The organism is Nonomuraea wenchangensis, from assembly GCF_900111685.1.
GTDB lineage: Bacteria > Actinomycetota > Actinomycetes > Streptosporangiales > Streptosporangiaceae > Nonomuraea > Nonomuraea wenchangensis.
On sequence record NZ_FOHX01000004.1, the window covers coordinates 382,437 to 406,117 of the forward strand.

Below are 23,681 nucleotides of genomic sequence, written 5' to 3' on the forward strand. Positions count from 1 at the left end.
CCCTGCCCGATGAACCATCCCCGCCCGGATGGGACGGACGCGGTCGATTCCTCCAGTCGGCCGCGTCCGTTTGTCGTTGTGGCTTCAGCCCTGCCGGCGGGTGACCTGCTGCGCGAAGCGCTCGCGGGCGAGGTCGATGAACGACTCGTCGGCGAACTCCTCCTTCAGGGCCTGCGCGTGGTAACGCTCGGGGATCAGCCGGAGGACGTGGTCCCGGTAGCCCGGTCCCGGCGCGGGCACCCGCACCTGCGGCGGGATGCTGATCTTGACGGCGATCGGGCCGGAGGCGCGTACGGACTGCGCCCAGTCCGTGCCCTCGCCGGTGACCGCGCACAGGTGGCGGGCGTAGACCCAGGTCACCTCGACCAGCGACTTCGCGCCCGGCGGTTCGACGCCGAACGGCTCCACCGCGCAGATGACGCGCGTGTCGATGGTGCCGTGGCCGTGGGCGTGGTGCTCGTCCGGCGAGGACTCCTCAAGGATCTTGGTGACCTGCGCGGAGAGCTCTCGATCGAGCTGCGACGACGGCTGCCTGGCGGCGAAGAACATCACCCCGGCCAGCGTCACGCCGGCCAGGGTGATGATCGCCGCGATGAGCCCGCGACGGGTCTTGATCACGGGCTGGTGCAGGTCAGGGTGGGGGCGGGGTTCGGGATCGAGCCGGTGGCGTTGAACCCGAACGTGGTGGTGGCGTTGGGGCTGAGCTGGCCGTTGTAACTGGCGTTCTTGACCTTCACGTTCGGCGGCTGAGAGCTCAGCACGCCGTTCCACGGCGAGCCGTCGAAGCCCTGGCCGCCGCCGTAGGTCCAGGAGACCGTCCAGCCGTTCAGGCTGGAGGTGCTGGTGTTCTTCACCGTCACCTCGCCCTGGAAGTGGCCGGCCCAGCCGGTGTCGGTGGCCTTCCACGTCGCCGTGCAGGCGCCGTTCGGCGTCGGCGTGGAGGTGACCGTCGGCGTGACGGAGGGGCCGGGCGTGCTGCCGCCGGGGCCGACCCCGGTGACCTCGCCGTTGCCGCCGTCGAAGACGACGTCGGAGCAGCTGTAGAAGTTCTCGTTGCTGTCCGAGCGGATCCAGTGCGTGTAGATGATGTGCCGGCCGGTCTTGCCGGACGGGAGCTGGCTGTTCCAGTAGTAGTAGTTGAGCGCGCCGGCCGGGCCGGTGTCCGGCGGGTTGGTGACGCTGCCGAACGGCTCCAGGTCAGACCACTTCAGCGGCCCGTTGGGGTTCCAGCCGTTCTTGGTGATGTAGTAGTTGAACGAGCCGGGGTGCTTGGCCCAGTTGCTGTGCCGCATCTGGATGGTCGCGCCCGAGGTCAGGTGGGTCACCGGCCAGTCGGAGCGGACCGCGTTGTAGGCCGAGAAGTCGTAGGGTCCACCGGTGCCGCCGCTGCAGAGCTGGCCGTCGGGGATGAACCCGGTGGTGCGGCCGGCGCCGTCGGAGCGCAGCACCGCGAACCAGTTGTAGAGGGGCGTGGAGCCGCTTTGGGCGACGGCGGCCGCGCAGGCGGGGTTGTAGGGGAGGATCTGGCCGTTCTCGCGCAGGCCGTCCTGCCAGCACAGGAACGTGCGGCCGCCCGGCATCATCATGACGCCGTGCGCCTGCGCCGGGTTGGGCGCGATCAGGATCGTGGTGATCAGGACCAGGACGGCGGCGATCGCCGTCCGCTTCACTGCTTTCATGTGGGCTTTCCCTTGCGGTGACGACAGAGGAAACTGCCCCACGACCCAGCCCGCCCGGCCAGCGCCAGTGAACCACGCGCCGGGCCGTTCCGACAACGCGCCGTGAAACTTTCAGCCGATCATGGTCATGGTTTCCCCTGGTAGCCGCATCGCGGCAGGTGGTAATTACATGCACGCTCTTGCCGTGCGGCGGAACGCGGAGAAGCCTCCCCTTTGGGAGCGCTCCCACATATCCTGTTCTCCGAGAAGCGGGAGCCACATGTCATGAGGTACGCGCACACCCATCTGCTCATCGGGGCGTTACTGGCGCTGCTCGCCGGCTGCCTGGTCGCCGCGCCCGCCCAGGCCGCCCCGGTGCTCTGCGACAAGTACGCCTCCACCACCGTCCAGAACGGCCGCTACGTCGTCATCAACAACGTCTGGGGCGCCGACACCGCCCAGTGCATCGACGTCAACCAGAACGGCGGCTTCACCGTCACCCAGGCCGCGCACAACAAGCCCACGAACGGCGCCCCGGCCTCCTACCCGGCCATCTACGCGGGCTGCCACTACGCCACCTGCAGCACCGGCAGCAACCTGCCGATGCAGGCGAGCTCGTCGGGGTTCGGCTCGCTGCGCACCTCCGTGAGCATGACCTATCCGGGCAGCGGCGTGTGGGACGCCGCCTACGACATCTGGTTCGACCCCACCCCGCGCAAAGACGGCCAGAACACCGGCGCCGAGATCATGGTCTGGCTCAACCGCATGGGCTCGATCCAGCCGGTCGGCTCCCAGATCGGCACCGTCAGCCTGGCCGGCGGCACCTGGCAGGTCTGGTACGGCAACATCGGCTGGAACGTGATCTCGTACGTGCGGACCTCGCCCACCGCCTCGATGGACTTCACGATCGACACGTTCCTGAGTGACGCCATCGGCCGCGGCTACGCCCAGCGCTCGTGGTACCTCACCAGCGTCCAGGCCGGCTTCGAGCCCTGGGTCGGCGGCGCCGGCCTGGCGGTCAACTCCTTCTCCTTCTCCGGCGGCGGCGGGGGCGGGGGCGGCGGGGGCGGTGGTGGCTGCAGGGCCGCCGCCACCACGCAGAGCCAGTGGCAGGGCGGCTACGTCATCCAGCCGGTCACGGTGACCAACACCGGCTCGTCGACGAAGAACGGCTGGACGGTGACGTTCACGCTCCCTGCCGGCCACACGATCACCGGCTCGTGGAACGCGACCCTCAGCGTCAGCGGCTCCACGGTCACGGCCAGGAACGCGAGCGGCAACGGCACCCTCGCACCGAACGGATCGACCAGCTTCGGCTTCCAGGCGACCAGGCCGGGCAGTGACTCGCAGGTGCCGAGCGGTTACGCCTGCGCGTGAGTTCCGTGCGGGCGTGCTTGAGCGAGGGGCACGGGCCGCGCGGAGGAGGGGTACGGCTGGTGCTGCCGTACCCCTCCGTCAAGATCGAGCTGTCAGTCCCTTTCGAGAGCCTGCTCGATGTCGTCGAGCCGGGCCTGCAGCTCGCTCAGACAGGCCGGCGCGAGCCGGCCCTCCCGCAGCCGGTCGGAGAGCTTGCGCCGCAGGTTCTCCGTGGTGATCTCGTACGGCCCCTGCGGCGCCACCGTGGTCTGGAGCACCTGCTTGAGGTCGAGCACGACGTCGGCGTCGGTCGCGCCGCACGGCGTACGGGCCTCAAGCACGCTCTGGAACTGGGTGACCGCCTGCTCCACGGTGACGGCCGTGGCCGGGCTGCTCTCCAGATAGTGGGCGGTGACGCCGGCCGTCGGCTCGGCGACCACCGGATCCTGTTGTTGTTGTTGCTGCTGAGGCGGCCCGGCGGACGGTTGTGGGAGGGTGCCCTGCTGGATCCCGGTCTGCTGGAACCACAGCAGCGCCGAGAGCGCGACCGCGGCCGATCCCACCACGGTCACGCCCCGGCGTACGTGCCGGCCCATGGAGGCCGCGCCCAGCGCCGAGTTGAGCCCGGCGACGATCTCCGCCGCCGTGGGCCGCTCCTCCGGCCGGTGCGCGAGGCAGCGCTGGCAGAGCGAGGCCACGGCATGCGGCACCCCGGGCACCCGCGGCGGAGGAGCCGTGCGGCGGACCGCCTCGATCTCCTCCCACGTGGTCTCCGGGTACGGTCTGCGCCCCGTGAGCATGGTGTGCAGCAGCACGCCCAGGGCGTAGACGTCCACGGCGGGATGGGTGGGCGCGCCGAGCAGGCGTTCGGGGGCGACGTAGGGCGGGGTGCCGCGGTCGTCCTCGGGGTCGCCCGCCCACGCCGCGATGCCGAAGTCGAGCAGCTTCGGCCCGTCGCCGGTGAGCAGCACGTTCTCGGCGGTGACGTCCCTGTGGACCAGGCCGCGCGCGTGCCCGGCCATGAGGACGCGCGCCAGGCGGAGCGCGATGGCCGCCGCCTCGGGCCACGGCAGCGGCCCCTGCTCGATGCGGTCGGCCAGCGGCGTGCCGTCGAGCAGCGGCATCACGACGTAGGCGGCCAGGGAGCCGTGCGGGGTCACGGTCTCCCCGTAGTCGTAGATCTCGATGGTGTCGGGGTGGAGGAACCTGGCGGCGGCACGGGCCTCGCTGCGCACGCTCACCCGCTCACCCTGGTCGGTGTGCAGGGAGGCGGTGAGCACCTTGACCGCGATCATCCGGTGCAGTGACTGGTCGAAGGCACGCCAGATGATCGACATGCCGCCTCTGGCCAGCGGATCCAGCAGCAGATACCGCCGGGCCAGAACGTCCCCTGGCTCAAGCCGACTCACGGACTACCAGTTCCGTGGGCAGGACGGGGTCCACCCCTGCCGCCCCTGTGAGGAGCAGCCGGGTGGCCACCGTGGCCAGTTCCTCGACGGGCTGGCGGATGGTGGTCAGCGCGGGGACGGTGTGCTTGGCCACCGGCGCGTCGTCGAACCCGATGACCGCGACGTCGGCCGGCACCTTGCGCCCGGCCCTGCGCAGCGCCTGGATGGCGCCCGCGGCCATGAGGTCGGAGGCGACGAACACGGCGTCCAGCCCTGGGGCATGGCGTAACAACCACTGCATGGCGTGGGTGCCGGAGGCGGCGGTGAAATCGCCGTAGGCCACCGGCACGTCAGGGGCGCCGGCCGCCTGGAGGGTGCGGACGAGCCCTTCGAGCCGGTCGCGGGCGGCCGGCAGGGACGGTGGGCCGCCGATCGCGGCGACGTTGCGGCGGCCGGTGAGGAGGAAGTGCTCGGCCGCCTGCCGCCCGCCGTCGAGGTTGTCGACGTCGGCGTACGGCAGTTTGAGGTCGTGGGGCGGCCGGCCGATGTTACGGACCGGGATGCCCGAGGTGGACAGTTTGATGGCCAGGGGGTGGCGTTCGCGCGCGCCGATGATGAGCACCGCGCCGGACAGCGCGGGAAGGGTCGAGGAGGTGGGGGTGACGGTGGTCACCATGAGGTGGGTGCCGTGCTCGGCGATCACGGCGCCGGCCGCGGACAGGAGCCTGGCGTAGTAGGGCTCGGAGAACAGTCGGGGAAGGTGGTCACAGATAACGGCGGTGACGCCGTCGGCGGTGGTTTTCGCGGCCGCGCCCCTGGGCGCCCGATGGCGGACGTAACCCATCCGGGAGACGGCGTCGTAGACTTGGCGGCGGGTCGAGGTACTGACCCGCACCGAGCCCGTGAGGACTCTTGATGCGGTCGCGGGGGAAACCCCTGCAGCGGCCGCCACCTGTGCCAGTGTGGGCTGCTCGGTCATGGAGCACCTCGCGGAAAGATCCTGGGAGCGCTCCCAACGTTACCAACGTTTCGCCGTTGTTAATAGGGCCTTTGCTGAGAGTGCGTCCCGTTGTGCGGACGCATCCGGAATTTGCGGAGCTAGCGGCGGTGGCAACCCTCGGAGTTTTTGTTCCGAGGGTTGATCACCGGCATATTTCCATGTCCGTTTTGTCGTATCCGACCTTTTTGAAAAGAACCCTTTTCGATCAGCCGTCCTCGCCGCCGAAGCGGACGTCGAAGCCGTCGCCCTCGTCGCCCGGCTCGGGCTCCACCGGCCGGCGCGGCTGGCAGCTCGACCCGCACCCGCCGAACCTGGAGTTGTTGACCGGGGTGAAGTCCGTCGCAGGGACGTCCTTCAGCGCCGCGAGCATGGTGTCCTTCCAGATCGGTCCGGGGATGGAGGCCCCGAAGACCGAGCCGTAGTAACGGCCGCCGATCGTGATGTTGTTGAGCTTGTGGTTGATCGCGCCGCGCGGGTCACCGATGCTGACCGCCCCCGCGAGGTCCGGCGTGAACCCGGCGAACCAGGCCGTGGCCTGCGAGTCCGTGGTGCCCGTCTTGCCCGCCGCCGGGCGGCCGATGCCGCCGACGCCGCGCATCGTGCCCTTGGTGAAGACGCCCGACAGGATGTTCGCCGCCGCGTCGGCCACCTCGGGGTCGATCGCCTGCTTGCACTTCGGCTTGTACGTCGTGACCTTGCCGTTGCGGTCCTTGATCGAGCTGATCGCCATGGGCGCGCAGTACTTGCCGCGCGCGCCGATCGCCGCGTAGGCGTTGGCCACGGTCACCGGGTCCATCTCGTTGATGCCGAGCGTGAACGTGGAGTACTCCTGCAGCTTCAGGCCGTCGGAGCGCTTGATGCCGAGGTCCTTGGCGGTCTTCACGACCTCGCAGAGCCCCACCTTCTGCTCCAGCATCATGAAGAAGGTGTTGACCGAGCCCCAGGTGCCGGTGGCCAGCGACTTGAAGCCGCCGCCGCCCTCGTCGTTGGTGACGGTGTGGCTCGGGTCGGCGATGTTCTCGCCCTTGCAGTTCTTGAACGTCGAGTAGTAAGGGGCGCGGTAGCCGCTGCCGACCGTGAACCCGTCGTTGATCTTCATGCCCTGCTTGAGCGCGGTCAGCAGCGTGAAGGTCTTGAACGTCGAACCGGCCTGGAAGCCGACGCCGCCGCCGTGCACCGCGTCGGCGACCACGTTGTACGACATTTCCTTCTTGCGCTTGTTGGTGCCGTACGCGCGGCTGGCCGCCATCGCCTTGATCGCGCCCGTGCCCGGCTGGACCAGCGCCTCGGAGGCCACCGGGTTGTCGCTGGCGAAGACGTGCTTCTTGATGGCCGTGTCGGCGGCCTTCTGCATCTTCGGGTCGATCGTGGTCTTGATCGTCAGGCCGCCGCGGTTGAGGAACTGCTCACGGGCCTTGGCCGTCTTGCCGAAGTCGGAGTTGCTGAGGATCTCGTTGCGCACGTACATGCAGAAGTACGGGTATTTGCTGGTGCCGCAGCCCCCGGGGATCGGGGTGCCCTTGTAGCCGAGCTTCTTGGCCTTGGCCGCGTCGGCCTCCTCCTGCGTGATCTTCTTCAGCTCCGCCATCCGGTTGAGCACCACGTCGCGCCGGTCGAGCAGCTTCGCGCGCTGCTTCTTGCCCAGGTTGGGGTCGGTGGCGTTGGGGTCCTGCACCGCGCCGGCCAGGGTGGCGGCCTGCGCCAGGGTGAGCTTGGAGGCGCTGACGCCGAAGAAGCGCTGGGCCGCCGCCTCCACGCCGTACGCGCCGGCGCCGAAATAGGCGATGTTGAGGTACTTCTCCAGGATCTCGTCCTTGGTGTACTTGTCCTCGACGGCCATCGCGTAGCGCAGCTCCTTGAGCTTGCGGGCGTAGCTGGCCTCCAGCGCGGCGTTCTTCTCCTTCTCGGTGGTCGCCGAGTTGAGCAGCACCTGCTTGACGTACTGCTGGGTGATCGACGAGCCGCCCTGCGCGATGCCGCCGGAGGCGAGGTTCTTGGCCAGGGCGCGCATGGTGCCCTCGATGTCGATGGCGCCGTGCTCGTAGAAGCGGTAGTCCTCGATGGAGATGATGGCCGCCTTCATCACCTCGGCCACCTGGTCGAGCGAGATCGTCTTGCGGTACTGCTCGTAGAACCAGGCGATCTCGTTGCCGTCGGCGTCGAGCACGGTGGTCTGCTCCGCCAGCGGGGGCTCCTTGAGCTCCTCGGGCTTGATGCCCAGATCCTCCGAGGCGCCCACGAACATGGCTCCCGTGCCGCCGACCGCGGGCAGTGCGATGGCCGCGGTCACCACGCCGGCCGCCACCGCCGCCGCGGTGAGACGCGCGATACTTGACAAGCGGGAACCCATGCGGAAATTCCTCCCCTTCGTGGCAATAGGGTGCATCCTAAACCCGGGCATGGCGTGCTCCATGTAAAACGTTGGACCCCGGCGACAGCCGGTTGGTTCGCTCCCGTCCCTCGTGACTTCCGGCACATCGCGCGGCGCGGCACGGTTCCTTCTGGTTCCCGTCAGGCGTCGGCAAAACGTCGTCGCGGCGCAGGGGCGGACGTACGGCCCTCTGGCAGCCTCTACCAGGGCATATCTACCTGCCCCGTTGGAGGTCTCATGCATCGTGTCGGAGATGGCGGGCAATTGGATCGGTTGCTGCGCGTGGCCCGTACGTACTGGGGAGACAGCCCCAGTGGCGAGCGATGCGTCGTGGCGGAGGTGTTCGACCAGGACCTCAGGGCCGCGGTGCGGACACTCATGGTCGCCAGGGCCTTGTGCGGCGCCGCCGCGGCGCGGCTGGTCGTCCTCGGCGACCCGGAGGCCCGTCAGCTCGCCGAGGTGTTCGGCGCGGTGGACGACCACCAGCCCGAGACGCCGCCGGTCGCGCTGGTGACCGGACGGGTGGACGGCGGCACGCCCAGGGACATCCCCGTCGTGCACGTGCACGGCACCGGCACGCTCCAGGCGTACGCGCTGTTCCCCGACGACGGGCCGAGAGCGTTCGAGGACGAGCTGCCCGTCCGCGTGGCGGCCTTCTTCGAGCAGTACGTCTGGCCGAACCGCGAGGTGATCAGGGCCAGCGCCGAGCGGGTCGCCTGGCGGGCCAAGAGCGGCTACCAGGTCCGTACGGACACCGACCGCCGCCAGCTGCGCGCCTACGGCTGCGCCCGCCTGGGCCTCGACCCCGGCCTGCCCACCATCACGGTCACCGCGCACGTGCCCGGCAGGGACACCGAGCTGTTCGGGACCACCGCGCGGTTCGCCGCCGCCGAGGAGTCCGCCAACTGGCTGTTCGTCGACCCGGTCGCCCCCGAGCACCGGCACATGCGCTCCGGCGTGGGCGGGCTGTCGACGAACATCCTGTGGAGCCTCACCGACGTCGCCGTCAGCTTCGGGGACAGCGACCTGCCCGCCTTCGGCATCCCTGTCATCCAGGCGGGCTTCTCGGAGGGCGCCCGCTGCGGCGCCACCCACCTGGCGGGCACGGCGTCGGACCAGGTGCGGCTGCTGGAGGAGGCGGTCGCGACGCACGCCAAGGGCGAGACCATCCTCGGCCCCGAGCAGCGCGAGCGCGCCCGGCTGTGGTTGTGGATGCGCCGCTGCGGCGCGGACGTCCCAACCCAGCTCCTGCCGCACTCGGCGCACGGCCCGGACTACCCGCGCGTGCTGGCGGTCAACCTCCGCTACGTCGAGCGTGACGGCGACCCTCTCTTCAGCGCGGTGCACCGCATGTGGGAGCGGCGTGAACCCCTGCTCACCCGCTTCGACTTCCGTCATCCGGCAGGGCTGTCCACCACTCTCACCCCCGCGAGGAGCATCCGTTGAACAGTGTTGGGTCCGGCACCGACCTCGACCCGGTGATCCTGCCCGCGATCCCGCCCGCGCACCTGCGCAGCGGCCAGATCGCCGCACTCCAGGTGACCGACCGGCTGCAGCGCGGCTCGCAGATCATCGGCCGGTTCGAGACCTCGGGACTGGCTGGCTTCAAGGTGGCCGCGCAGGGCCGCCCGCTGCGGGTGCGCATGTCCCTGTCGTTGGACGAGCACTCGGTGAGCGGCTGGCACAACGGCGTCACCGAGGCGGCGAGCTCGCTGCCCCGGCTGGTCCAGATCCGCTCGCAGGGCCGGCTGCGGCAGTGCGTGCTGCTGCGCGGGCGCCGCCCGCACGCCCAGGTCGCCTTCGACCTGTCCGCCGACGAGATCCCCGACGACGGGCTGATCTGCGTCGAGGCGCTCGACATCATGGAGGGCGACGGCATCAGCCCTGAGGTGCGCGAGCTCGTCCGCGACCGGATCATGCCCGACGGCGTGGCCGGGCTGCGCTTCGACAAGATCGTGTTCGAGGAGCCGCCGGCGGCCGACTTCGACACCGACCAGCTCGACGGGTGCCGCTGCGAGCTGTACTCGCTGATCAGCGCCGGCGGGCTGGCCAACCTCAGCCGGCAGGGCACGCGGCAGCTCCGCTCCAACCTGTTCGTGGTCAACCCGGCGTTGCGGCACACGTTCGGCTCCAGCGGCTACCTCACCTTCCGGCTCGGCACCAAGGCGGAGCCGGCCGCCGTCATCCCCGCGACCTGGAGGCGGATCAACAGCGAGCTGCGCTGGCTGCGGCACGCCACCAGGAAGCTCGTCCGGGCAGCGGCCCCGCACGTGGAGCAGGTGCTCAGCATCCGGGACGGCGACCTCGGCGTGCCCGAGCAGCGCCCCCAGGGCAACGTCACCGAGCTGGAGGTGCGGAGCCCGGCCCGCTCGCCGCTGCTGGTGCTCCTCACGCCCGTCCCGGGCGTGGTTCCCACCCTGGAGTACGGCACCGTCAGCGACCGCCCCTCCGGGACGCGGCCGTCCGAGCTCCGATGAGCAGGCAAAACGGCGATCACCTGTGATAACGCCGCCCTCTGGGCAGGAGGAACAGGTGACCAGCGACGGCCTGCGCATCGACACGACGCGGCATCCGCACTGCACGGTCCTGCGCGCCCGCGGCCGGCTCGACCACGCGGGACGGGTGAGGTTCAGCGCCGACGTCAACGCCGTATGGGACTGGTCCGACGGCCCGGTCCTCGTCTTCGACCTCGCCGAGCTCGACTTCTACGACTCCTCGGTGATCGGCGTGCTGGCGATGGCGATGCAGCGCATGGAGGAGGAGCACGGCGACGGCCGGATCATCCTGGTCCGGCCGTCCGGCCACCTGCTGTCCGTGCTGCGGCTGACGGACCTGCTCTCGCACGTCGAGCTCCGCGACAGCGTCGCGGAGATCCTCGTGGAGCTCGCTACAGTCCGTACGCCTCCAGCAGGCGCAACCACACCTCGCTGACCGTCGGGAACGACGGCACGGCGTGCCAGAGCCGGTCGATCGGCACCTCGGCGGTGACCGCGATCGTGGCCGCGTGCAACAGCTCGCCGACCCCCGGCCCGACGAACGTCACCCCGAGCAGCACCCGCCTGTCCTCGTCCACGACGGCCCTGGCCCTGCCCCGGTAGCCGTCGCCCAGCAGATAGGCGCCGGTCACCGAGCCGAGGTCGTAGTCCACGGCGCGCGCGTGGAAGCCCGCCTTCTTCGCCCCCTCCTCCGTACGGCCGACCGCGCAGACCTGCGGGTCGGTGAAGACCACCTGCGGGGCGCCGTAGTGGTCGGCGAGGTCGCGCATCGCGCACAGCTCGTCGCCGCCGGCCCGCGCCGCGATCACGTCGCCGCACACCCGGGCCTGGTACTTGCCCATGTGGGTGAGCAGCGCCCGGCCGTTGACGTCGCCCACGGCGTAGAGCCAGCCCTCGGGCACGCCGGTGGCGCGCATGCTGTCGTCCACCTCGACGTACGCGCCGTCGGCCAGGCCCACCGAGGAGAGCCCCAGGTCGCCGGTGGCGGGCTCGCGGCCGGTGGCGACCAGCAGCTCGTCGGCCTCCAGCGGCGGCCCGTCGGACAGGTGCACGGTGACCTTCCCGCCGGGCTCGGGCCGCTCCACCCGGACCACGCCGGTGTTGGTGCGCACGTCGATGCCGGCCTCGGCGAACGACTCGGCCACCATCTCGCCCGCGAACGGCTCCATCCGGCCGAGCAGCACGCCGCCGCGCACGAGCATCGTCGTCGTACGGGCGCCGAGCCCGTGCATGGCCTGCGCCATCTCGCAGGCCACGACGCCGCCGCCGATGACGGCCAGCCGCTCGGGGACGGCGGTCGCCGCCGTCACCTCGTGGCTGGTCCACGGCTTGGCCTCGGCCAGGCCGGGCACCGGCGGCACCGCCGCCGTGCTGCCGGTGGCGAGGACCACGGCCTGGCGGGCGGTCAGCACCCGCTCGCCGCCGTCGGACAGCGTCACCCGGACCCGCTTCGGCCCGTCGAGCCGTCCCCGGCCGCGGACGAACTCGGCCGGCACGCCCTCGATCCACCGCACCTGCCCGCCGTCGTCGTAGCGCGAGACGGCCTCGTCGCGGCGGGCCAGCACGGCGGCCACGTCGATCTCGCCGAGCGACAGGCCCGGCACCCGGCTCACCTCGCCGGCCAGGTCCACCGGCCGCAGCAGCGCCTTGCTCGGCACGCAGGCCCAGTAGGCGCATTCGCCGCCGGCCAGTCGCTCCTCCACGATCGCGGCGGTCAGGCCGCCGCGCACCGCCCGGTCCACGACGTTCTCACCGGCGGGACCGGCGCCAATCACGATCACGTCGAACTCGTCGGGCACCCCAGCCTCCCCATACGTTTCGTCCCTGCATCGCACTCTTTCATGTGAAGGGCGCGGAGGTGGGCGTGGCGCGCTCGGGACGGGCGTCAGCCGTCGCCCCGTACGTTCATCACCAGGATGAGCCCGCGGGTGTCGTCGTCCTCGGCCCGCAGGCGGGACACCTGCACCGAGAGCGCCACCGGCCGCCCCCTGCGGTTGAACGCGTCCAGCGCCAGCCCCTCGGCCTTCTCCCGGGGGCCCGCGCCGTCGGCGAGCGCGGCCCGCAGCCGGGGGGAGAGCGTGTCGAGCGGCAGGCCGATGTCGAGCGCCGAGAGGTTAGCGCCCACGGCCTCGCCGGCGCGCACCCCCCACAGCTCCTCCGCCCCTGGGCTCCAGACGATCACCCTGAGCCGGTCGTCCAGCACCACCACCGCGTCGCCGAGGCTGCGCACCACCGACGAGACGAACCGGTTGACCTCGTCCAGCTCGATGGTGCGGGCGGCGAGGGCGTCGTTGATCTGCTGCAGCTCGTCGTTGGTGGACTGGAGCTCCTCGTTCATCGTCTCCAGCTCCTCGTTGGTGGACTGGAGCTCCTCGTTGGTGGTCTCCAGCTCCTCGTTGGTGGACTGGAGCTCCTCGTTGGTGGTCTCCAGCTCCTCGTTGAGCGACTGGAGCTCCTCGTAGGCCTGTTCGAGCTGGCGGTTGGCCTCCTCCAGCTCGTCGCGCAGCCTGCGGTAGCGGGTGACGTCGTTGAAGTGGATGCTGATGCCCGCCAGATCTCCCGAGGCGAGGAGCGGCACCACGGAGATGTCGAAGACGCTGTCCTCGGGCTGGCCGGGCCGGCGCCAGCCCACCTCCCGCAGCTCGACCGTACGCAGCTCGCGGCGGGCCTGCTCGATGACCGAGCGCAGCTCGACCGGCCGGTAGGACACCTCCAGGTCCTGGAACGGCCGGCCGACGTCGCGCGGGCCGAGGTTGAACAGCGCCTCGGCCCTGGAGTTGGCCAGCGCCAGGTCGCCCGGCAGGTCGAGCACGAGCTGCGCCACCGGCCCCGAGGCGAGGGCGACCGACGCCAGGGCGGGCAGCCGCGCGGCCAGGTCGGAGGCGCTGCCGACCGCCGACCAGGTCGCCCGGGAGCTGTGGCCGACCGGTCTCACCTTCTTGAACAGCCGCATCCGCAGATCCACGGGCTCGAACCGGTCGCTGTGGTTGAGCAGCATCTCGGCCTTGCCCATGAACAGGAAGCCGGAGTCGGCCAGCGCGAAGTGGAACCGCCGGACGATGTTGACCTGCATCTCTGTGTTGAAGTACATCAGCGTGTTGCGGACGACCAGCAGGTCCACGCGCGAGATGGGCGCGTCGCGGGTCAGGTCGTTGCGGCCGAAGATGAGCTGACGGCGCAGGTCGCGGCGGAAGGTGAACCCGTTGTCGACCGGCTCGAAGTAGGTCTCGCGCAGGTCGAGCGGCACCTCGCCGAGCGCCCGCTCGGAGTAGACCCCGGTGCGGGCCAGGTGCAGCGCCTTCTCGTCGAGGTCGGTGCCGTAGATCTTGACGCGCTCGCGGAAGGCGTCGACGCCGAGCTCCTCGGCCAGCACCATGGCGATGGTGTACGCCTCCTCGCCGGTGGCGCAGCCGGCGCTCCACACGCGGATGGGCCGGCCGGTGTCCTTGTGCTCGACCAGGGCGGGGAGGACGCTCTCGCGCAGCCGCTGCCAGGCGGCGGCGTCCCTGAAGAAGCTCGTCACGTTGATCAGGAGGCTGTCGAACAGCCGGGTGTACTCCTCGGGGTGCAGCTCCAGGTAGTCCCGGTATTCGCCGTAGGCGTTCAGCTTCAGCGCCTCCAGCCGGCGGGCGAGGCGGCGTACGAGGGTGTTGCGCTTGTAGCCGGTGAAGTCGAAGCCGCGGGTCTCCTTCAGCAGGAGGAGGAGATCGTCGAGGTCGCGCTCATCCTCAGGAGTCACCGCGCCAGCCTACGCCGGGCGGCTCCGCTCAGTCGGTCATCGCGGATTCGTCGCCCCGGCCGATACCGGATCGCAGCGTGCCCTCCTCGGCCGCCGTGCCCGCCAGGCGCTCCAGTGTCCGCACCCGCTCCTCCAGCCGCCGGACGGCCACCCACAGGGCGCGTTCGACGACGTCCGCCCGCGCGTTCACCCGGCTGTCCCGCAGGAGCTGGTCGATCTCCCTGGCCAACTCGTCGTCGCGCACCTGTCACCTCCTGTCGTCCACATGCCTCCTCTCCTGTCCGGAAACGCCGTCCTCATGCGCGCCGTCATGCGGACCGGGCACGTGGGGCGTGGGAGGGGCGGCCTGGCCGTCGATCGCGGACCGGATGCTGACGCGGCTCGTGCGCAGCACCTCCAGGCTGGCGAAGCAGCGCTCGCGGGCCGACAGCAGCAGGGTGCGGGACTGCGTGGTCCGCAGGAGCTGCCGGGTGAGCGTCGAGCGCTGGCGGAGGGCCTGCTCGCGCAGACCACGCGACCGGCTCACCGCCAGGGACAACGCGGGCAGCGTCTCGTCGGGCGGCGTCTCGTCGGGCGGCGTCGCACCGGGCCGGGCCTCGCCTGGCGGCGCCTCGCCGGGCCGGGGGTGCCGGGGCGGGCGCGGCCGGTCGCGCGTGTCCTCGCCCAGCGGGGTGGTGCGGACGTTGCGGAGGACCGGCATGTGGCGGGGGACCGGGGTGGGCGGCCCCGACACCTCGTAGACGTCCACGTCGGTCTGCTCCAGGGCCTCCGGCATGCTGGGATAGGCCGGGATCGGCTCCGCCTGACCGGCCATGAGCGAGATGAGCCGGAGCAGCGGCGGCCTGGCCTCCGCGACGACGAGGCCACCGCCCTTCCTCCGCATGGCGCTGTGCGTGAGCGCGAGCTGCTCCAGCCCGTCGAGGTCGCAGAACCAGAGGTCGGCGGCGGCGATCACCACGTATTTGACCCTCGACTGCGGCAGCGGTTCCAGGAACGCGGCCAGGACGGGCCTGGTCGTCGAGTCCAGCTCTCCCGTGAGGGCGACCACCAGGGTCGTCTCCCCGACGGGCACGAGCCGCACAGAAAGTTGCATCACCGGACGGCCCTCCTCCCCCGCCTCGCGAACGTGGCGGCACACATCGCGGTCCTCCGCCATAGTGCTCCCTCCCGACGCCGAGGGCCAGACGATTCGCAGTCATAGCGATGCGAAGAGTGGATTAGGCAGTTTGATCCAGTTGTCCCCTGGTGGCGTGCAGTCGAGCTGCGCCAGCAGATGGGCCTTCACCATGAGGTACGGGGCGAACAGCGCCTCCCGGTCGGCCCGTACGTCCGGATGGCATGGCAGCCCGTCGAACGCCTCCCGCGCGGCGTCGCGCACGATCCGCCACAGCCCCGCCTCCGCGTCGCGGTCACCGCCCGAGAATCCGGCGACCAGGCCGCCGAACGTCGTGCCGACCAGCGAGCCGTACAGCTTGGCGTGCAGGACGCCGGGATCGTCGTGCAGCAGCCGCGCGGCGACCGGCGGCACCTCGACGCCGTGCCTGGCCAGCCGGGCCGGGCTGAGCCGGACGTCGGCGAGGTCGCGGTAGGCCAGCCGGGCGGGCCGGCCCCGCCCGTCCAGCAGGACCAGGAGGTTCTGGCCGTGGGCCTCCAGCGCCGCGCCGGCGGCCAGCAGCCGCAGGGCGGCGGGCAGCGCGAGCCGGGCGAAGGCGGCCAGCCAGGCGGCCGGGTCGTCCACCGCGCCGGGGGTCACCGCGGCGACCGGCAGCACGTCGGCGCTGTTCCCGGCGAAGGCCCGGGTGGGCTCGCGCAGCATGACCGCCAGGTCGGCGCTGAACTCGCCCTTCGCGGTCGCGGCGGCCCCGGCCAGGTAGCGGATCACGCGCGGGCCTCCGGCGCGGCGGGACAGCTCCGCGAGGAGGTCCGACAGCGGCACGCAGTCGCGGATCGAGCCGGGGGAGATGTCGCGTACGGCCGAGGTCATCCGCGTGGTGAACGCCGTCTTGAGATGCGGCCCGCCGTCCAGCGGGGCGAGGGTGCGCACGGACATCAGCGGCCGGGCCGGGATCGCCCCCTTCCGGTACGGCCGCACGCCGAGGTCCGGCAGCACGTGCTCGCTCTGCCAGGGGTGCACGGGCAGCAGCAGCCGGTCGCCGTCGGTCAGCGCGTCCGGCCACGGGCCGGAGACCAGGCAGTCGGCGGCGGGGACGGCGACCAGGTCGAGGGCGACGACGGGGCGGTGCTCGGGCATGTAGGCGAGCTGTTCGGCGACCGAGACGCCGGGGCGGTTGCGGCAGCACGGGTGGTAGGGGTGGCCGTCCACGACGTCCTGCTCATGGTCCTCTGGGGTGTGGCGACGGTCTGCGCGGGCGTTGGCGCGGGACAGGGCCAGGGAGGCGACGCTGTTGGCCAGGTCGGCGGTCAGTCGCGCGCTGCCGGGCAGCCCGAGTGCGGCGAGGAGCGCGGCCGGCTCCCGGTACGGCGTCCCGTCCAGCCACAGGACGGGCACCTCGCCGAGGTCATGGGGCCGCCGCTCCGGCCCGCGCAGCCGCCGCCCGTCGGCCAGCACCACCTCGCTCCCCTCCGGGGGTGGGCAACCGTGCTGGGCGGTGTGGCCCAGGGAGGTGGCGATGCCGGGCAGGGGCTCGTGCAGGAGGCTGCGCCACAGGCGGCCCAGGACGGCGGCGCGGGCTCCGGGCACCGCCGCGGCGTACGCGGCCGACAGGGCTGGGCGCACGGCGGCGAGCTCCGCGGCGAATTCGCTCTCTCCTCGCCCCATAATTCCCCCGATTTTCACGTACATCCTGGTTGGCTAGCCTGTGTCCGCTGATGGGTACAAACGGTAGGAGAAGGTCGCCATGGCATCCACAGACGGCCTCCTCCCGCCCGTCGGGCCGGAGCGAGAAGCCTGGACGCACGCCACCGCCCTCGCGGTGACGGCGCTGCTCAACTGCCTGCTCCGGGAGGTCGCCCACCCGGGTTCCGACGCCGGCACGTACGTACTGCCCGCGACCGGCGGCGTCCTGCGGGTGAGCGGCGGACGTTTCCCCGCCGACCCCGAGCTGCGCGCCGCGGACGGATGGCGTCCGCTGTCGCTGGACGGCCTCGTCGAGCTCGCCGCCGCCGAGCTGCGCGCCCGTACGGGGACCGCCAACGACTCCCTGCCCGCCGAGATCCGCCACAGTCGTGACGTCGCCGCCGCGCTGCTGGCCGCGCGGCGGGCCACGGAGCCGCCCGCCGAGCTGTACCTGCGTTCGGAGCAGGCGCTCCTCGCCGGCCACCGCTACCATCCCGCGCCCAAGGCCCGGGGCGGCGCGGGTCCGGAGGAGTGGCTGCGGTACTCGCCGGAGGTCCGCGCGAGGTTCGCGCTGCCGCTGTTCGGCGTGCCCGCCGAGCTTCTGGTCGAGGACGGCGACCCGGCCGCGCTGGACGCGCTCGCCCCGGCCGCCGGCGCGGACGGCCTGGTGCCGCTGCCCGCCCACCCCTGGCAGGTGGAGCTGCTGGGCGGGCTGCGTGACGGGCGGCTGCGCCACCTCGGCGTCACGTCGGAAGCGGCGGTGGCCACCTCCTCGATCCGTACCGTGTATCTGCCTGAGACGGACCTGTTCTGCAAGTTCAGCCTCGACGTGCGGATCACCAACGACGTACGCCGCCTCTGGTCCCGCGACCTGCGGCGGCTCCGGGAGGTCGCCGAGCTGGTGGACGGGGCTTTCGACGGGCTGGCCGGGCACGTGCCGCGGCCCGCCGTGCTGCGCGACCGCGGCTACCGGAGCGCGGACCTGGGCGGCGACGGTGGCGAGGCGCTGGCGGTGATCGTACGGGACGGGCTGGGCGCGCACCTGCGGCCCGGCCTGAGCGCCGTGCAGGCGGCCGGGATCAGCGAGGGCTTCCCCGGCAGCCCGCTGGACGGCCTCGACGAGGACATGGCCCTGCTGTGGTGGGAGCGCTACCTGGAGCACCTGGTGCCGCCGGTCCTGCACGCCTACCTGCGGCACGGCGTCGTGTTCGAGTGCCACCTGCAGAACGTGCTGGTCGGCGTGGACGGGCGGGGCCTGCCCGCGCAGGCGATCTTCCGCGACCACGAGGGCGTGCGGGTGCTCGCCGAGCGGCGGCCGGACCTGCCCGGCGCGGCCTCGGTGAGCCGGGCCTACGGCTGGGAGCGGCTGGTCTACTGCCTGCTGACCAACAACCTGCTGGAGATCGCCGGCGCGGTGGCCGAGCGCCATCCCGCGCTGCGGGACGAGCTGTGGGCGCGGGCGCGATCGGTGTTCAAGGGCGCCGGGCGGGAGCACGGCGATCCGGGGGAGCTGCGGGCGCTGCTGTCGGAGCCGTACGTCCCGGCGAAGGCGAACCTGCTGCTGCGCTGGACGGACGCCGAGGGCGAGGCCATGCGCTGCGTCCCGATCCCTAATCCGTTGAGACTCTTTACGCCATAAGCTATTGTTCGGAAGGCAATGCCTTACGGCGTAATGAGATGAGGGGGAGCGGCATGACCGAGGCGGTCCTGCACGACGGCGGCACCATCGAGGTGGAGGTGCACGGCTCAGGGCCGGTCGTGCTGCTTCCCGTGGACCCGCGCCCGATCGAGGGCGAGCAGGCCGAGGAGATGCGCAAATGGGGCGCGGACCCGGCGCTCGGCCGCTCGCTCATCGACGGGCTGAGCGACGCCTTCCGCGTCGTGGCCTTCGACTACACCGGCCACCTCATGGCCGTCCCCAAGCCGGACACCCTCACCCCGGACAACGTGTCCGCCGACCTGCTCGCCGTGGCCGACGCGGTGGGGGCCGGGCGGTTCGCGTACTACGGCTACTCGTGGCTGGCGCTCTCCGGGCTGCAGCTCGCCCTCCGCACCGACCGGCTGACCGCGCTGGCCATGGGCGGCTACCCGCCGTACGAGGGCCCGTACGCCGAGATGCTCAAGGTCACCACGGCCACGTACGAGAAGGCGCTGGCCCCGCCCCCGCCCGCCACCGGCCCGGTGGAGCCGGGCGACTGGTCGTCGGTCCAGAACCTGCCGAGCGAGCCGCAGGCCCGGCAGTTCGTCACGCTGTACGAGGCGCTCCAGGGCTTCGACGACAAGGCCGTCCGGCTGACCTGCCCGCGCCTGTGCTTCGCCGGCTCGGCCGACGCGATCGTCTACGCCGAGGAGTGGGGCGGGACCACGGTGGACCTCGCCGGGCCGCTGAGCCGGCACCGGGGCGAGCTGGAGGCGCGCGGCTGGGAGGTCGCCGTGCTGGACGGGCTCGACCACATGGGGGCGATGCGGGCCGAGAACGCCCTGCCCGTCCTGCGGCCGTGGCTGGAGCGCGTCCTGCTCTAGCGTTTTCAGGCGTTCTCCGGCAGTGACCGCATGCGGCCGATGATCGCCGTGGTGGAGCGGTCGGGCAGGTAGTCGAGCACCCGCACCTCGCCGCCCAGGGCACGGACGAGCGGCGTCTCCGGCAGCATCTCCGGCGTGTAGTCGCCGCCCTTGACGTACAGCTCCGGGCGGATCATCCTGATCAGCCGCTCGGGCGTGTCCTCGTCGAACTCGACCACGTAGTCCACGCCGTGCAGCGCGGCCAGCACCGACATGCGGTCCTCGCACGAGTTGACCGGCCGGCCCGCGCCCTTCAGCCGGGCCACGCCGGCGTCGCTGTTGACCGCCACCACCAGCACGTCGCCGAGCTGCCCCGCCTGCTCCAGGTAGGTGACGTGACCCCGGTGCAGCACGTCGAAGCAGCCGTTCGTGAACACCACCTTCTCGCCGCCGCGCCGGTGCTCGTCCAGCAGCTCGGCCAGGCGTTCCGGGGTCTGCAGCGCGCCCTCGCGGCGGCGCAGCGCGCGCAGCAGGTCGTGGCGGGTGCACACGGCGGTGCCCGGACGGCGTACGACGACGGCCGCCGCCGCCTGGCCCGCCTGCGCGGCCTCCTCCGGGGTGGCCCCGCCGGCCAGCCAGAGCGCGAAGGCCGCCGTGTAGGTGTCGCCCGCGCCGGTCGCCATGTGCTGCGGCGCGGGCTGCGCGTACGTCCGGTACGGCGGCATCCCCGCCCGGTGCAGCAGCGTGCCCTCGCCGTCGAGCGTGGTCACCACCATGTCCGCGCCGGTCAGCTCCAGCACCCGGTCGCTGCGCGCCATCAGGAAGCCCAGCCGGTCCGGCTCGCCGTCCTCCTCGTCGAGCAGCCGGACGACCTCGGCGTAGTTGGGCAGCACGGCGTTCGGCCGGCACTCCCGCCAGGGGGCGACCGCGTGCGCGTCCACGACGAGCAGGGGCAGCCCGGCGAGCGCCCCGCGTACCGCCGGGGTGAACACGCCGCCGCCGTAGTCGCAGGCCACGACCACGTCGGCGGCCGGCGCGACGGCCGCGACGCGGCGCAGCAGCTCGCGCTCGGCCTCCTCGGGGAGCGGGTCCTGGTCCTCGTCGTCGAAGCGGGCGATGAGCTGGCCCTCGGTGACCAGCCGCCGCTTGTGCGAGGTACGCCGTCCCGGCACGGTCAGCAGGTCCGTCTCGACGCCGAGCAGGCGCAGCGCCTGCCGCAGCTCCTCGCCGGGCTCGTCGTCGCCGGTCACGCCGATCAGGTGTACGCGTGCGCCGAGCGCGACCAGGTTGGCGGCGGTGTTGGCGGCGCCGCCCGGGGCGTTCTCGGTGCTCTCCAGGCTCATCACGGGCACCGGAGCCTCCTGCGCGAGCCGCTTGGCCGAGCCGTGCAGCCAGGAGTCGAGCATGACGTCACCGACGACCACTGCGTTGATGATCTTCTCGTTGGTGGTGCCCATGACAGGCGAGTACCAGCAGAAGGGCACTCCAAACCCCCGCGTGCCGGGTGTTGCCACAGGTTATGCAGGGGTTTCGCCTGGGTAGCCGGGCTCCTGTGCACGGCTCAGAACTCGATGTGCTGGTCCCGACCAAGGACCGTCCGGGCGCGCTGGCGGTCACGCTCGCCGGGCTCGCCGCCCAGACCGCGGGCGGCTTCCGCGTGGTCGTCTCCGACCAGTCGGCGCGGCCCGTGGCCGAGGACCCGCTGGTGGCGGCGGCCGTACGCATCCTGGAGCATCGGGGCTCGCCGGTCGAGCCGCTGCGCAACGTGCCGCCCAAGGGCCTGGCCGAGCAGCGGCAGTTCCTGCTGGACCGGGCCCGGCGCAGGTTCGCGCTCTACCTCGACGACGACGTGTGGCTGGAGCCGGACGCGCTCGCCACGCTGACCGGCGCGCTGGCCGAGCTGCGGTGCGGGTTCGTCGGCTACGCGCTGCACGGGCTGTCCTACCGGGAGGACGTGCGGCCGCACGAGCTGGCGTCGTACGAGGAGTGGGCCGGCCCGGTGCGGCCCGAGCGGGTACGGAGGGACCAGCCCGCCTGGCAGCGGCACACCCTGCACAACGCGGCCAACCCGCTGCACCTGGCCGCCAAGGTGGGCGCGGACCGGGCGTGGCGGGCATACAAGGTGGCCTGGATCGGCGGCTGCGTGCTCTACGACCGGGAGCGGCTGGTGGAGTGCGGCGGGTTCGGCTTCTGGCGTTCGGTGCCGCGCGCGCACGCCGGCGAGGACGTCGTCGCCCAGCTCCGCGTCATGGAGCGTTACGGCGGCGCCGGGCTGCTGCCCAGCCGCGCCTACCACCTGGAGCTGCCGACGACCGTCGTGGACCGGCGGGCCGAGTGCTACGACCATGTGCTGGAAGCGTGATGGGCGGGCTGGTCCCCGGGGTCGAGCGGATCGCCGTGCTGCGGGCCAACGCGATCGGCGACTTCCTGCTGTCCGTGCCCGCGCTGGACGCACTCAAGTCGGCCTACCCGGACGCCAAGGTGACGCTGCTCGGCCTGCCGTGGCACGCCGAATTCCTGGCGGGGCGGCCGGGGCCGGTGGACGAGGTGATCGCGCTACCGCCGATCACCGGGGTGTCCACGAGCGAGGGCGGGCATCCGGTCCCCGGCGGCCTGTGCGAGGGGCTGCGCGACCGGTCCTTCGACCTGGCCGTGCAGATCCACGGCGGCGGCCGGTACTCCAACCCGTTCGTCCGGCGGCTCGGCGCGCGGGTGACGGCGGGGCTGCGTACGCCGGACGCCGACGAGCTGGACCGCTGGGTGCCGTACGTGGACCACCACCACGAGAGCCTGCGCTTCCTGGAGGTGGCCGCGCTGGTCGGCGGCAGGGCGGGCGGGCTGGAGCCGCGGGTGGCGGTCACCGGCCGCGACCGCGAGGAGCTGGCCGCCGCGTTCGGCGAGCCGCCGCCCGGCCTGGTCGCGGTGCACCCGGGCGCGCGCGACCCGCGCCGGCGCTGGCCCGTGGAGCGCTTCGCCGCGGTCGCCGACCGGCTCGGCCGGCCCGTCGTGGTCACCGGCTCGGCCGCCGAACGGGACCTGGTGGAGGGGGTCGTCGCCGCGATGCGCCGGCCCGCCGTCGCCGCCGCGGGCATGCTCGGGCTCGGCGCGCTGGCCGCACTGTACGAGCGCTGCGACCTCGTGATCGGCAACGACACCGGCCCCCGCCACCTGGCCGCGGCGGTCGGCACGCCCACCGTCGCCGTCTACTGGTGCGTCAACCTCGTCACGTACGGCCCGCTCTCCCGCACCCGGCACCGGCCGCTGATCTCATGGACCACCGGCTGCCCGGTGTGCGGCGTGGACGGCGTGGACCCGCGGGGCGAGCGCTGCCCGCACGACGTGTCGTGGGTGCGCGACGTGCCGGTGGACGACGTACTGGAGCAGGCCGGGGATCTGCTCGCGGAGACACGCTAGCGGAGGGGTCCACGCGGCCCCCGTCTGAGAAGTAAAGGATCGCCTATACTCGATAGCGTGCAGGACGAGTGGAGCATCTATGTCACCGACGAGGTTGACGCCTGGATCGGCAGCCTTGATCCAGTGCGGCATCGGCTCGTCATCGATGCGCTCGACCGGCTCGCGGAGAGCGTCCAGCATTGGGCAGGCCACTCGTGGGCAAGGTCAACGGCTCGCGGATCACCAACTTGAAGGAACTGCGCCCCCGATCCTCCGGGCGTAGCGCGCTTCGACTGTTGTTCGCTTTCGACCCAAAGCGGGACGCCATCATCCTTGTTGCTGCGGACAAAATAAAGGCGAACCCACATAACCCCAACCGCTGGTATGAGGAGGCCATACCGCACGCGGAGCGTCTGTATGACATCTACCTGAAAGAGCGCGCAGAGGAGGAGGGGCAGAACCAATGACGACGTTCAAGAAGTGGAACCGTGCCAAGCACGTTGAGCAGGCCGGAGGGGAGGATGCCCTTGCCGATACCCGGCGTATGGTTGACGACTTCATCGACGCTTGGCAGCTCGCCCAGCGGCGCAAGAACGCCGCTATGACGCAGAACGAGGTTGCCGCCCTGATGGGGGTGACCAAGGCGCGGGTCTCGCAAATCGAGCGCGGCGAAGTCTCGTCAGTGGATGTGGTAGCCCGTTATGTGGAGGCGATCGGTGGACGGCTTGAGCTCACCGCCAGCTTCCCCGGTAGCACCTACCGGCTACGCGTCGGCAAGACGAGGCAGACGTGCAAGCGGCACTTCAAGTTCAAGGGTTCGCGTATCGAGTCGCACACCGGAGCCCCCCGGCACACTGTTTGATGTCGAGGCATGCTGCGCGATCACCCTGATCCGATGTCTCAACCCTGACGTCGGGTCCGGCGAGGCCGCCTACCACGCGCTCCCCGCCCGGACGGGCGAGGGGCGAGCGCTGCCCGCACG

General features: G+C 71.8%; 21 protein-coding genes. 10 read left to right on the forward strand and 11 right to left on the reverse strand.

Features of this window, described 5'->3' with window-relative positions; all coding sequences use genetic code 11:
* Positions 1-84 precede the first annotated feature (84 nt).
* Complete coding sequence (locus BMW85_RS14265; protein ID WP_091081424.1) at positions 85-618, reverse strand: hypothetical protein; 534 nt, start codon at positions 616-618, stop codon at positions 85-87.
* Complete coding sequence (locus BMW85_RS14270; protein ID WP_091081425.1) at positions 615-1,679, reverse strand: lytic polysaccharide monooxygenase; 1,065 nt, start codon at positions 1,677-1,679, stop codon at positions 615-617. Before BMW85_RS14270 ends, BMW85_RS14265 begins: the two co-directional genes overlap by 4 nt.
* A 264-nt stretch (positions 1,680-1,943) precedes the next feature.
* Between BMW85_RS14270 and BMW85_RS14275 the strand changes: the two genes are divergently transcribed.
* Positions 1,944-3,035 carry a glycoside hydrolase family 12 protein gene (locus BMW85_RS14275; RefSeq protein WP_091081427.1) on the forward strand — a complete coding sequence of 364 codons (1,092 nt, stop codon included), beginning with the start codon at positions 1,944-1,946 and terminating at the stop codon, positions 3,033-3,035.
* A 92-nt stretch (positions 3,036-3,127) separates the two neighbouring features.
* Here BMW85_RS14275 and BMW85_RS14280 read toward each other — a convergent pair whose 3' ends face one another.
* The 3 genes from BMW85_RS14280 to BMW85_RS14290 all read right to left on the reverse strand — a co-directional run bounded on the left by BMW85_RS14280 (position 3,128) and on the right by BMW85_RS14290 (position 7,752).
* Positions 3,128-4,423: a serine/threonine-protein kinase gene (locus BMW85_RS14280; RefSeq protein ID WP_143082278.1), complete on the reverse strand. Its 1,296-nt coding sequence runs from the start codon at positions 4,421-4,423 to the stop codon at positions 3,128-3,130.
* Positions 4,410-5,381 (reverse strand): LacI family DNA-binding transcriptional regulator, encoded by a 972-nt coding sequence (locus BMW85_RS14285; RefSeq protein WP_026214357.1) that lies wholly within the window; start codon positions 5,379-5,381, stop codon positions 4,410-4,412. Before BMW85_RS14285 ends, BMW85_RS14280 begins: the two co-directional genes overlap by 14 nt.
* Before the next feature lie 226 nt (positions 5,382-5,607).
* The gene (locus BMW85_RS14290) at positions 5,608-7,752 is read right to left on the reverse strand and encodes a transglycosylase domain-containing protein (protein WP_245774790.1); all 2,145 of its coding nucleotides are present in this window, start codon (positions 7,750-7,752) and stop codon (positions 5,608-5,610) included.
* Between the two features lie 258 nt (positions 7,753-8,010).
* Here BMW85_RS14290 and BMW85_RS14295 point away from each other — a divergent pair, with 258 nt between their 5' ends.
* From BMW85_RS14295 to BMW85_RS14305, 3 genes are read left to right on the forward strand one after another with little or no spacing between them, the layout of a single operon-like run.
* On the forward strand, positions 8,011-9,219 hold the full coding sequence (locus BMW85_RS14295) for a hypothetical protein (protein ID WP_143082279.1): 1,209 nt from the start codon (positions 8,011-8,013) through the stop codon (positions 9,217-9,219).
* On the forward strand, positions 9,216-10,250 hold the full coding sequence (locus BMW85_RS14300; protein ID WP_091081433.1) for a hypothetical protein: 1,035 nt from the start codon (positions 9,216-9,218) through the stop codon (positions 10,248-10,250). Before BMW85_RS14295 ends, BMW85_RS14300 begins: the two co-directional genes overlap by 4 nt.
* Before the next feature lie 55 nt (positions 10,251-10,305).
* Positions 10,306-10,704 (forward strand): STAS domain-containing protein, encoded by a 399-nt coding sequence (locus BMW85_RS14305; protein WP_177240677.1) that lies wholly within the window; start codon positions 10,306-10,308, stop codon positions 10,702-10,704.
* On the opposite strand, the gene BMW85_RS14310 is transcribed toward BMW85_RS14305, so the two are convergent.
* The 5 genes from BMW85_RS14310 to BMW85_RS14330 form a co-directional block, all read right to left on the reverse strand.
* Positions 10,661-12,067 (reverse strand): dihydrolipoyl dehydrogenase family protein, encoded by a 1,407-nt coding sequence (locus BMW85_RS14310; RefSeq protein ID WP_177240678.1) that lies wholly within the window; start codon positions 12,065-12,067, stop codon positions 10,661-10,663. The two genes, BMW85_RS14305 and BMW85_RS14310, sit on opposite strands and share 44 nt — an antisense overlap.
* 86 nt (positions 12,068-12,153) lie before the next feature.
* On the reverse strand, positions 12,154-14,007 hold the full coding sequence (locus BMW85_RS14315) for a CheR family methyltransferase (protein WP_091081436.1): 1,854 nt from the start codon (positions 14,005-14,007) through the stop codon (positions 12,154-12,156).
* A 28-nt stretch (positions 14,008-14,035) separates the two neighbouring features.
* The gene (locus BMW85_RS14320; RefSeq protein ID WP_091081438.1) at positions 14,036-14,251 is read right to left on the reverse strand and encodes a hypothetical protein; all 216 of its coding nucleotides are present in this window, start codon (positions 14,249-14,251) and stop codon (positions 14,036-14,038) included.
* 3 nt (positions 14,252-14,254) lie between these two features.
* Positions 14,255-15,100 carry an STAS domain-containing protein gene (locus BMW85_RS14325; protein WP_177240679.1) on the reverse strand — a complete coding sequence of 282 codons (846 nt, stop codon included), beginning with the start codon at positions 15,098-15,100 and terminating at the stop codon, positions 14,255-14,257.
* A 102-nt stretch (positions 15,101-15,202) separates the two neighbouring features.
* Complete coding sequence (locus BMW85_RS14330; RefSeq protein WP_091081441.1) at positions 15,203-16,786, reverse strand: IucA/IucC family protein; 1,584 nt, start codon at positions 16,784-16,786, stop codon at positions 15,203-15,205.
* Positions 16,787-16,865: 79 nt separating this feature from the next.
* Here BMW85_RS14330 and BMW85_RS14335 point away from each other — a divergent pair, with 79 nt between their 5' ends.
* Both BMW85_RS14335 and BMW85_RS14340 read left to right on the forward strand, forming a co-directional pair.
* Entirely contained in the window at positions 16,866-18,443 is a 1,578-nt protein-coding gene (locus BMW85_RS14335; RefSeq protein ID WP_245774791.1) for an IucA/IucC family protein, read from the forward strand.
* A gap of 53 nt (positions 18,444-18,496) precedes the next feature.
* Positions 18,497-19,327, forward strand: coding sequence for an alpha/beta fold hydrolase (locus BMW85_RS14340; RefSeq protein ID WP_091081443.1), 831 nt, complete (start codon positions 18,497-18,499; stop codon positions 19,325-19,327).
* A 5-nt stretch (positions 19,328-19,332) separates the two neighbouring features.
* Here BMW85_RS14340 and rfaE2 read toward each other — a convergent pair whose 3' ends face one another.
* Complete coding sequence (gene rfaE2, locus BMW85_RS14345; protein WP_091081444.1) at positions 19,333-20,763, reverse strand: D-glycero-beta-D-manno-heptose 1-phosphate adenylyltransferase; 1,431 nt, start codon at positions 20,761-20,763, stop codon at positions 19,333-19,335.
* A gap of 95 nt (positions 20,764-20,858) precedes the next feature.
* On the opposite strand from rfaE2, the gene BMW85_RS14350 reads away from it, so the two are divergent.
* The 4 genes from BMW85_RS14350 to BMW85_RS14365 all read left to right on the forward strand — a co-directional run bounded on the left by BMW85_RS14350 (position 20,859) and on the right by BMW85_RS14365 (position 23,561).
* Positions 20,859-21,668 (forward strand): glycosyltransferase family 2 protein, encoded by an 810-nt coding sequence (locus tag BMW85_RS14350; RefSeq protein ID WP_218155774.1) that lies wholly within the window; start codon positions 20,859-20,861, stop codon positions 21,666-21,668.
* A complete protein-coding gene (locus BMW85_RS14355; protein WP_091081448.1) occupies positions 21,668-22,720 on the forward strand; it encodes a glycosyltransferase family 9 protein in 1,053 nt (350 codons plus the stop codon). Before BMW85_RS14350 ends, BMW85_RS14355 begins: the two co-directional genes overlap by 1 nt.
* Positions 22,721-22,914: 194 nt before the next feature.
* Complete coding sequence (locus BMW85_RS14360; RefSeq protein ID WP_245774792.1) at positions 22,915-23,166, forward strand: type II toxin-antitoxin system RelE/ParE family toxin; 252 nt, start codon at positions 22,915-22,917, stop codon at positions 23,164-23,166.
* A complete protein-coding gene (locus BMW85_RS14365) occupies positions 23,163-23,561 on the forward strand; it encodes a helix-turn-helix domain-containing protein (protein WP_091081450.1) in 399 nt (132 codons plus the stop codon). The genes BMW85_RS14360 and BMW85_RS14365 overlap by 4 nt, the downstream gene beginning before the upstream one ends.
* Positions 23,562-23,681: the final 120 nt, after the last annotated feature.

Excerpts from the sequence above, each read along its gene's own strand:
- BMW85_RS14270 (WP_091081425.1), bottom strand. The coding sequence starts at position 1,679 with ATGAAAGCAGTGAAGCGGACGGCGATCGCCGCCGTCCTGGTCCTGATC.
- BMW85_RS14275 (WP_091081427.1), top strand. The coding sequence starts at position 1,944 with ATGAGGTACGCGCACACCCATCTGCTCATCGGGGCGTTACTGGCGCTG.
- BMW85_RS14285 (WP_026214357.1), bottom strand. The coding sequence starts at position 5,381 with ATGACCGAGCAGCCCACACTGGCACAGGTGGCGGCCGCTGCAGGGGTT.
- BMW85_RS14290 (WP_245774790.1), bottom strand. The coding sequence starts at position 7,752 with ATGGGTTCCCGCTTGTCAAGTATCGCGCGTCTCACCGCGGCGGCGGTG.
- BMW85_RS14295 (WP_143082279.1), top strand. The coding sequence starts at position 8,011 with ATGCATCGTGTCGGAGATGGCGGGCAATTGGATCGGTTGCTGCGCGTG.
- BMW85_RS14325 (WP_177240679.1), bottom strand. The coding sequence starts at position 15,100 with ATGCAACTTTCTGTGCGGCTCGTGCCCGTCGGGGAGACGACCCTGGTG.
- BMW85_RS14330 (WP_091081441.1), bottom strand. The coding sequence starts at position 16,786 with ATGGGGCGAGGAGAGAGCGAATTCGCCGCGGAGCTCGCCGCCGTGCGC.
- BMW85_RS14335 (WP_245774791.1), top strand. The coding sequence starts at position 16,866 with ATGGCATCCACAGACGGCCTCCTCCCGCCCGTCGGGCCGGAGCGAGAA.
- BMW85_RS14340 (WP_091081443.1), top strand. The coding sequence starts at position 18,497 with ATGACCGAGGCGGTCCTGCACGACGGCGGCACCATCGAGGTGGAGGTG.
- rfaE2 (WP_091081444.1), bottom strand. The coding sequence starts at position 20,763 with ATGGGCACCACCAACGAGAAGATCATCAACGCAGTGGTCGTCGGTGAC.
- BMW85_RS14355 (WP_091081448.1), top strand. The coding sequence starts at position 21,668 with ATGGGCGGGCTGGTCCCCGGGGTCGAGCGGATCGCCGTGCTGCGGGCC.
- BMW85_RS14365 (WP_091081450.1), top strand. The coding sequence starts at position 23,163 with ATGACGACGTTCAAGAAGTGGAACCGTGCCAAGCACGTTGAGCAGGCC.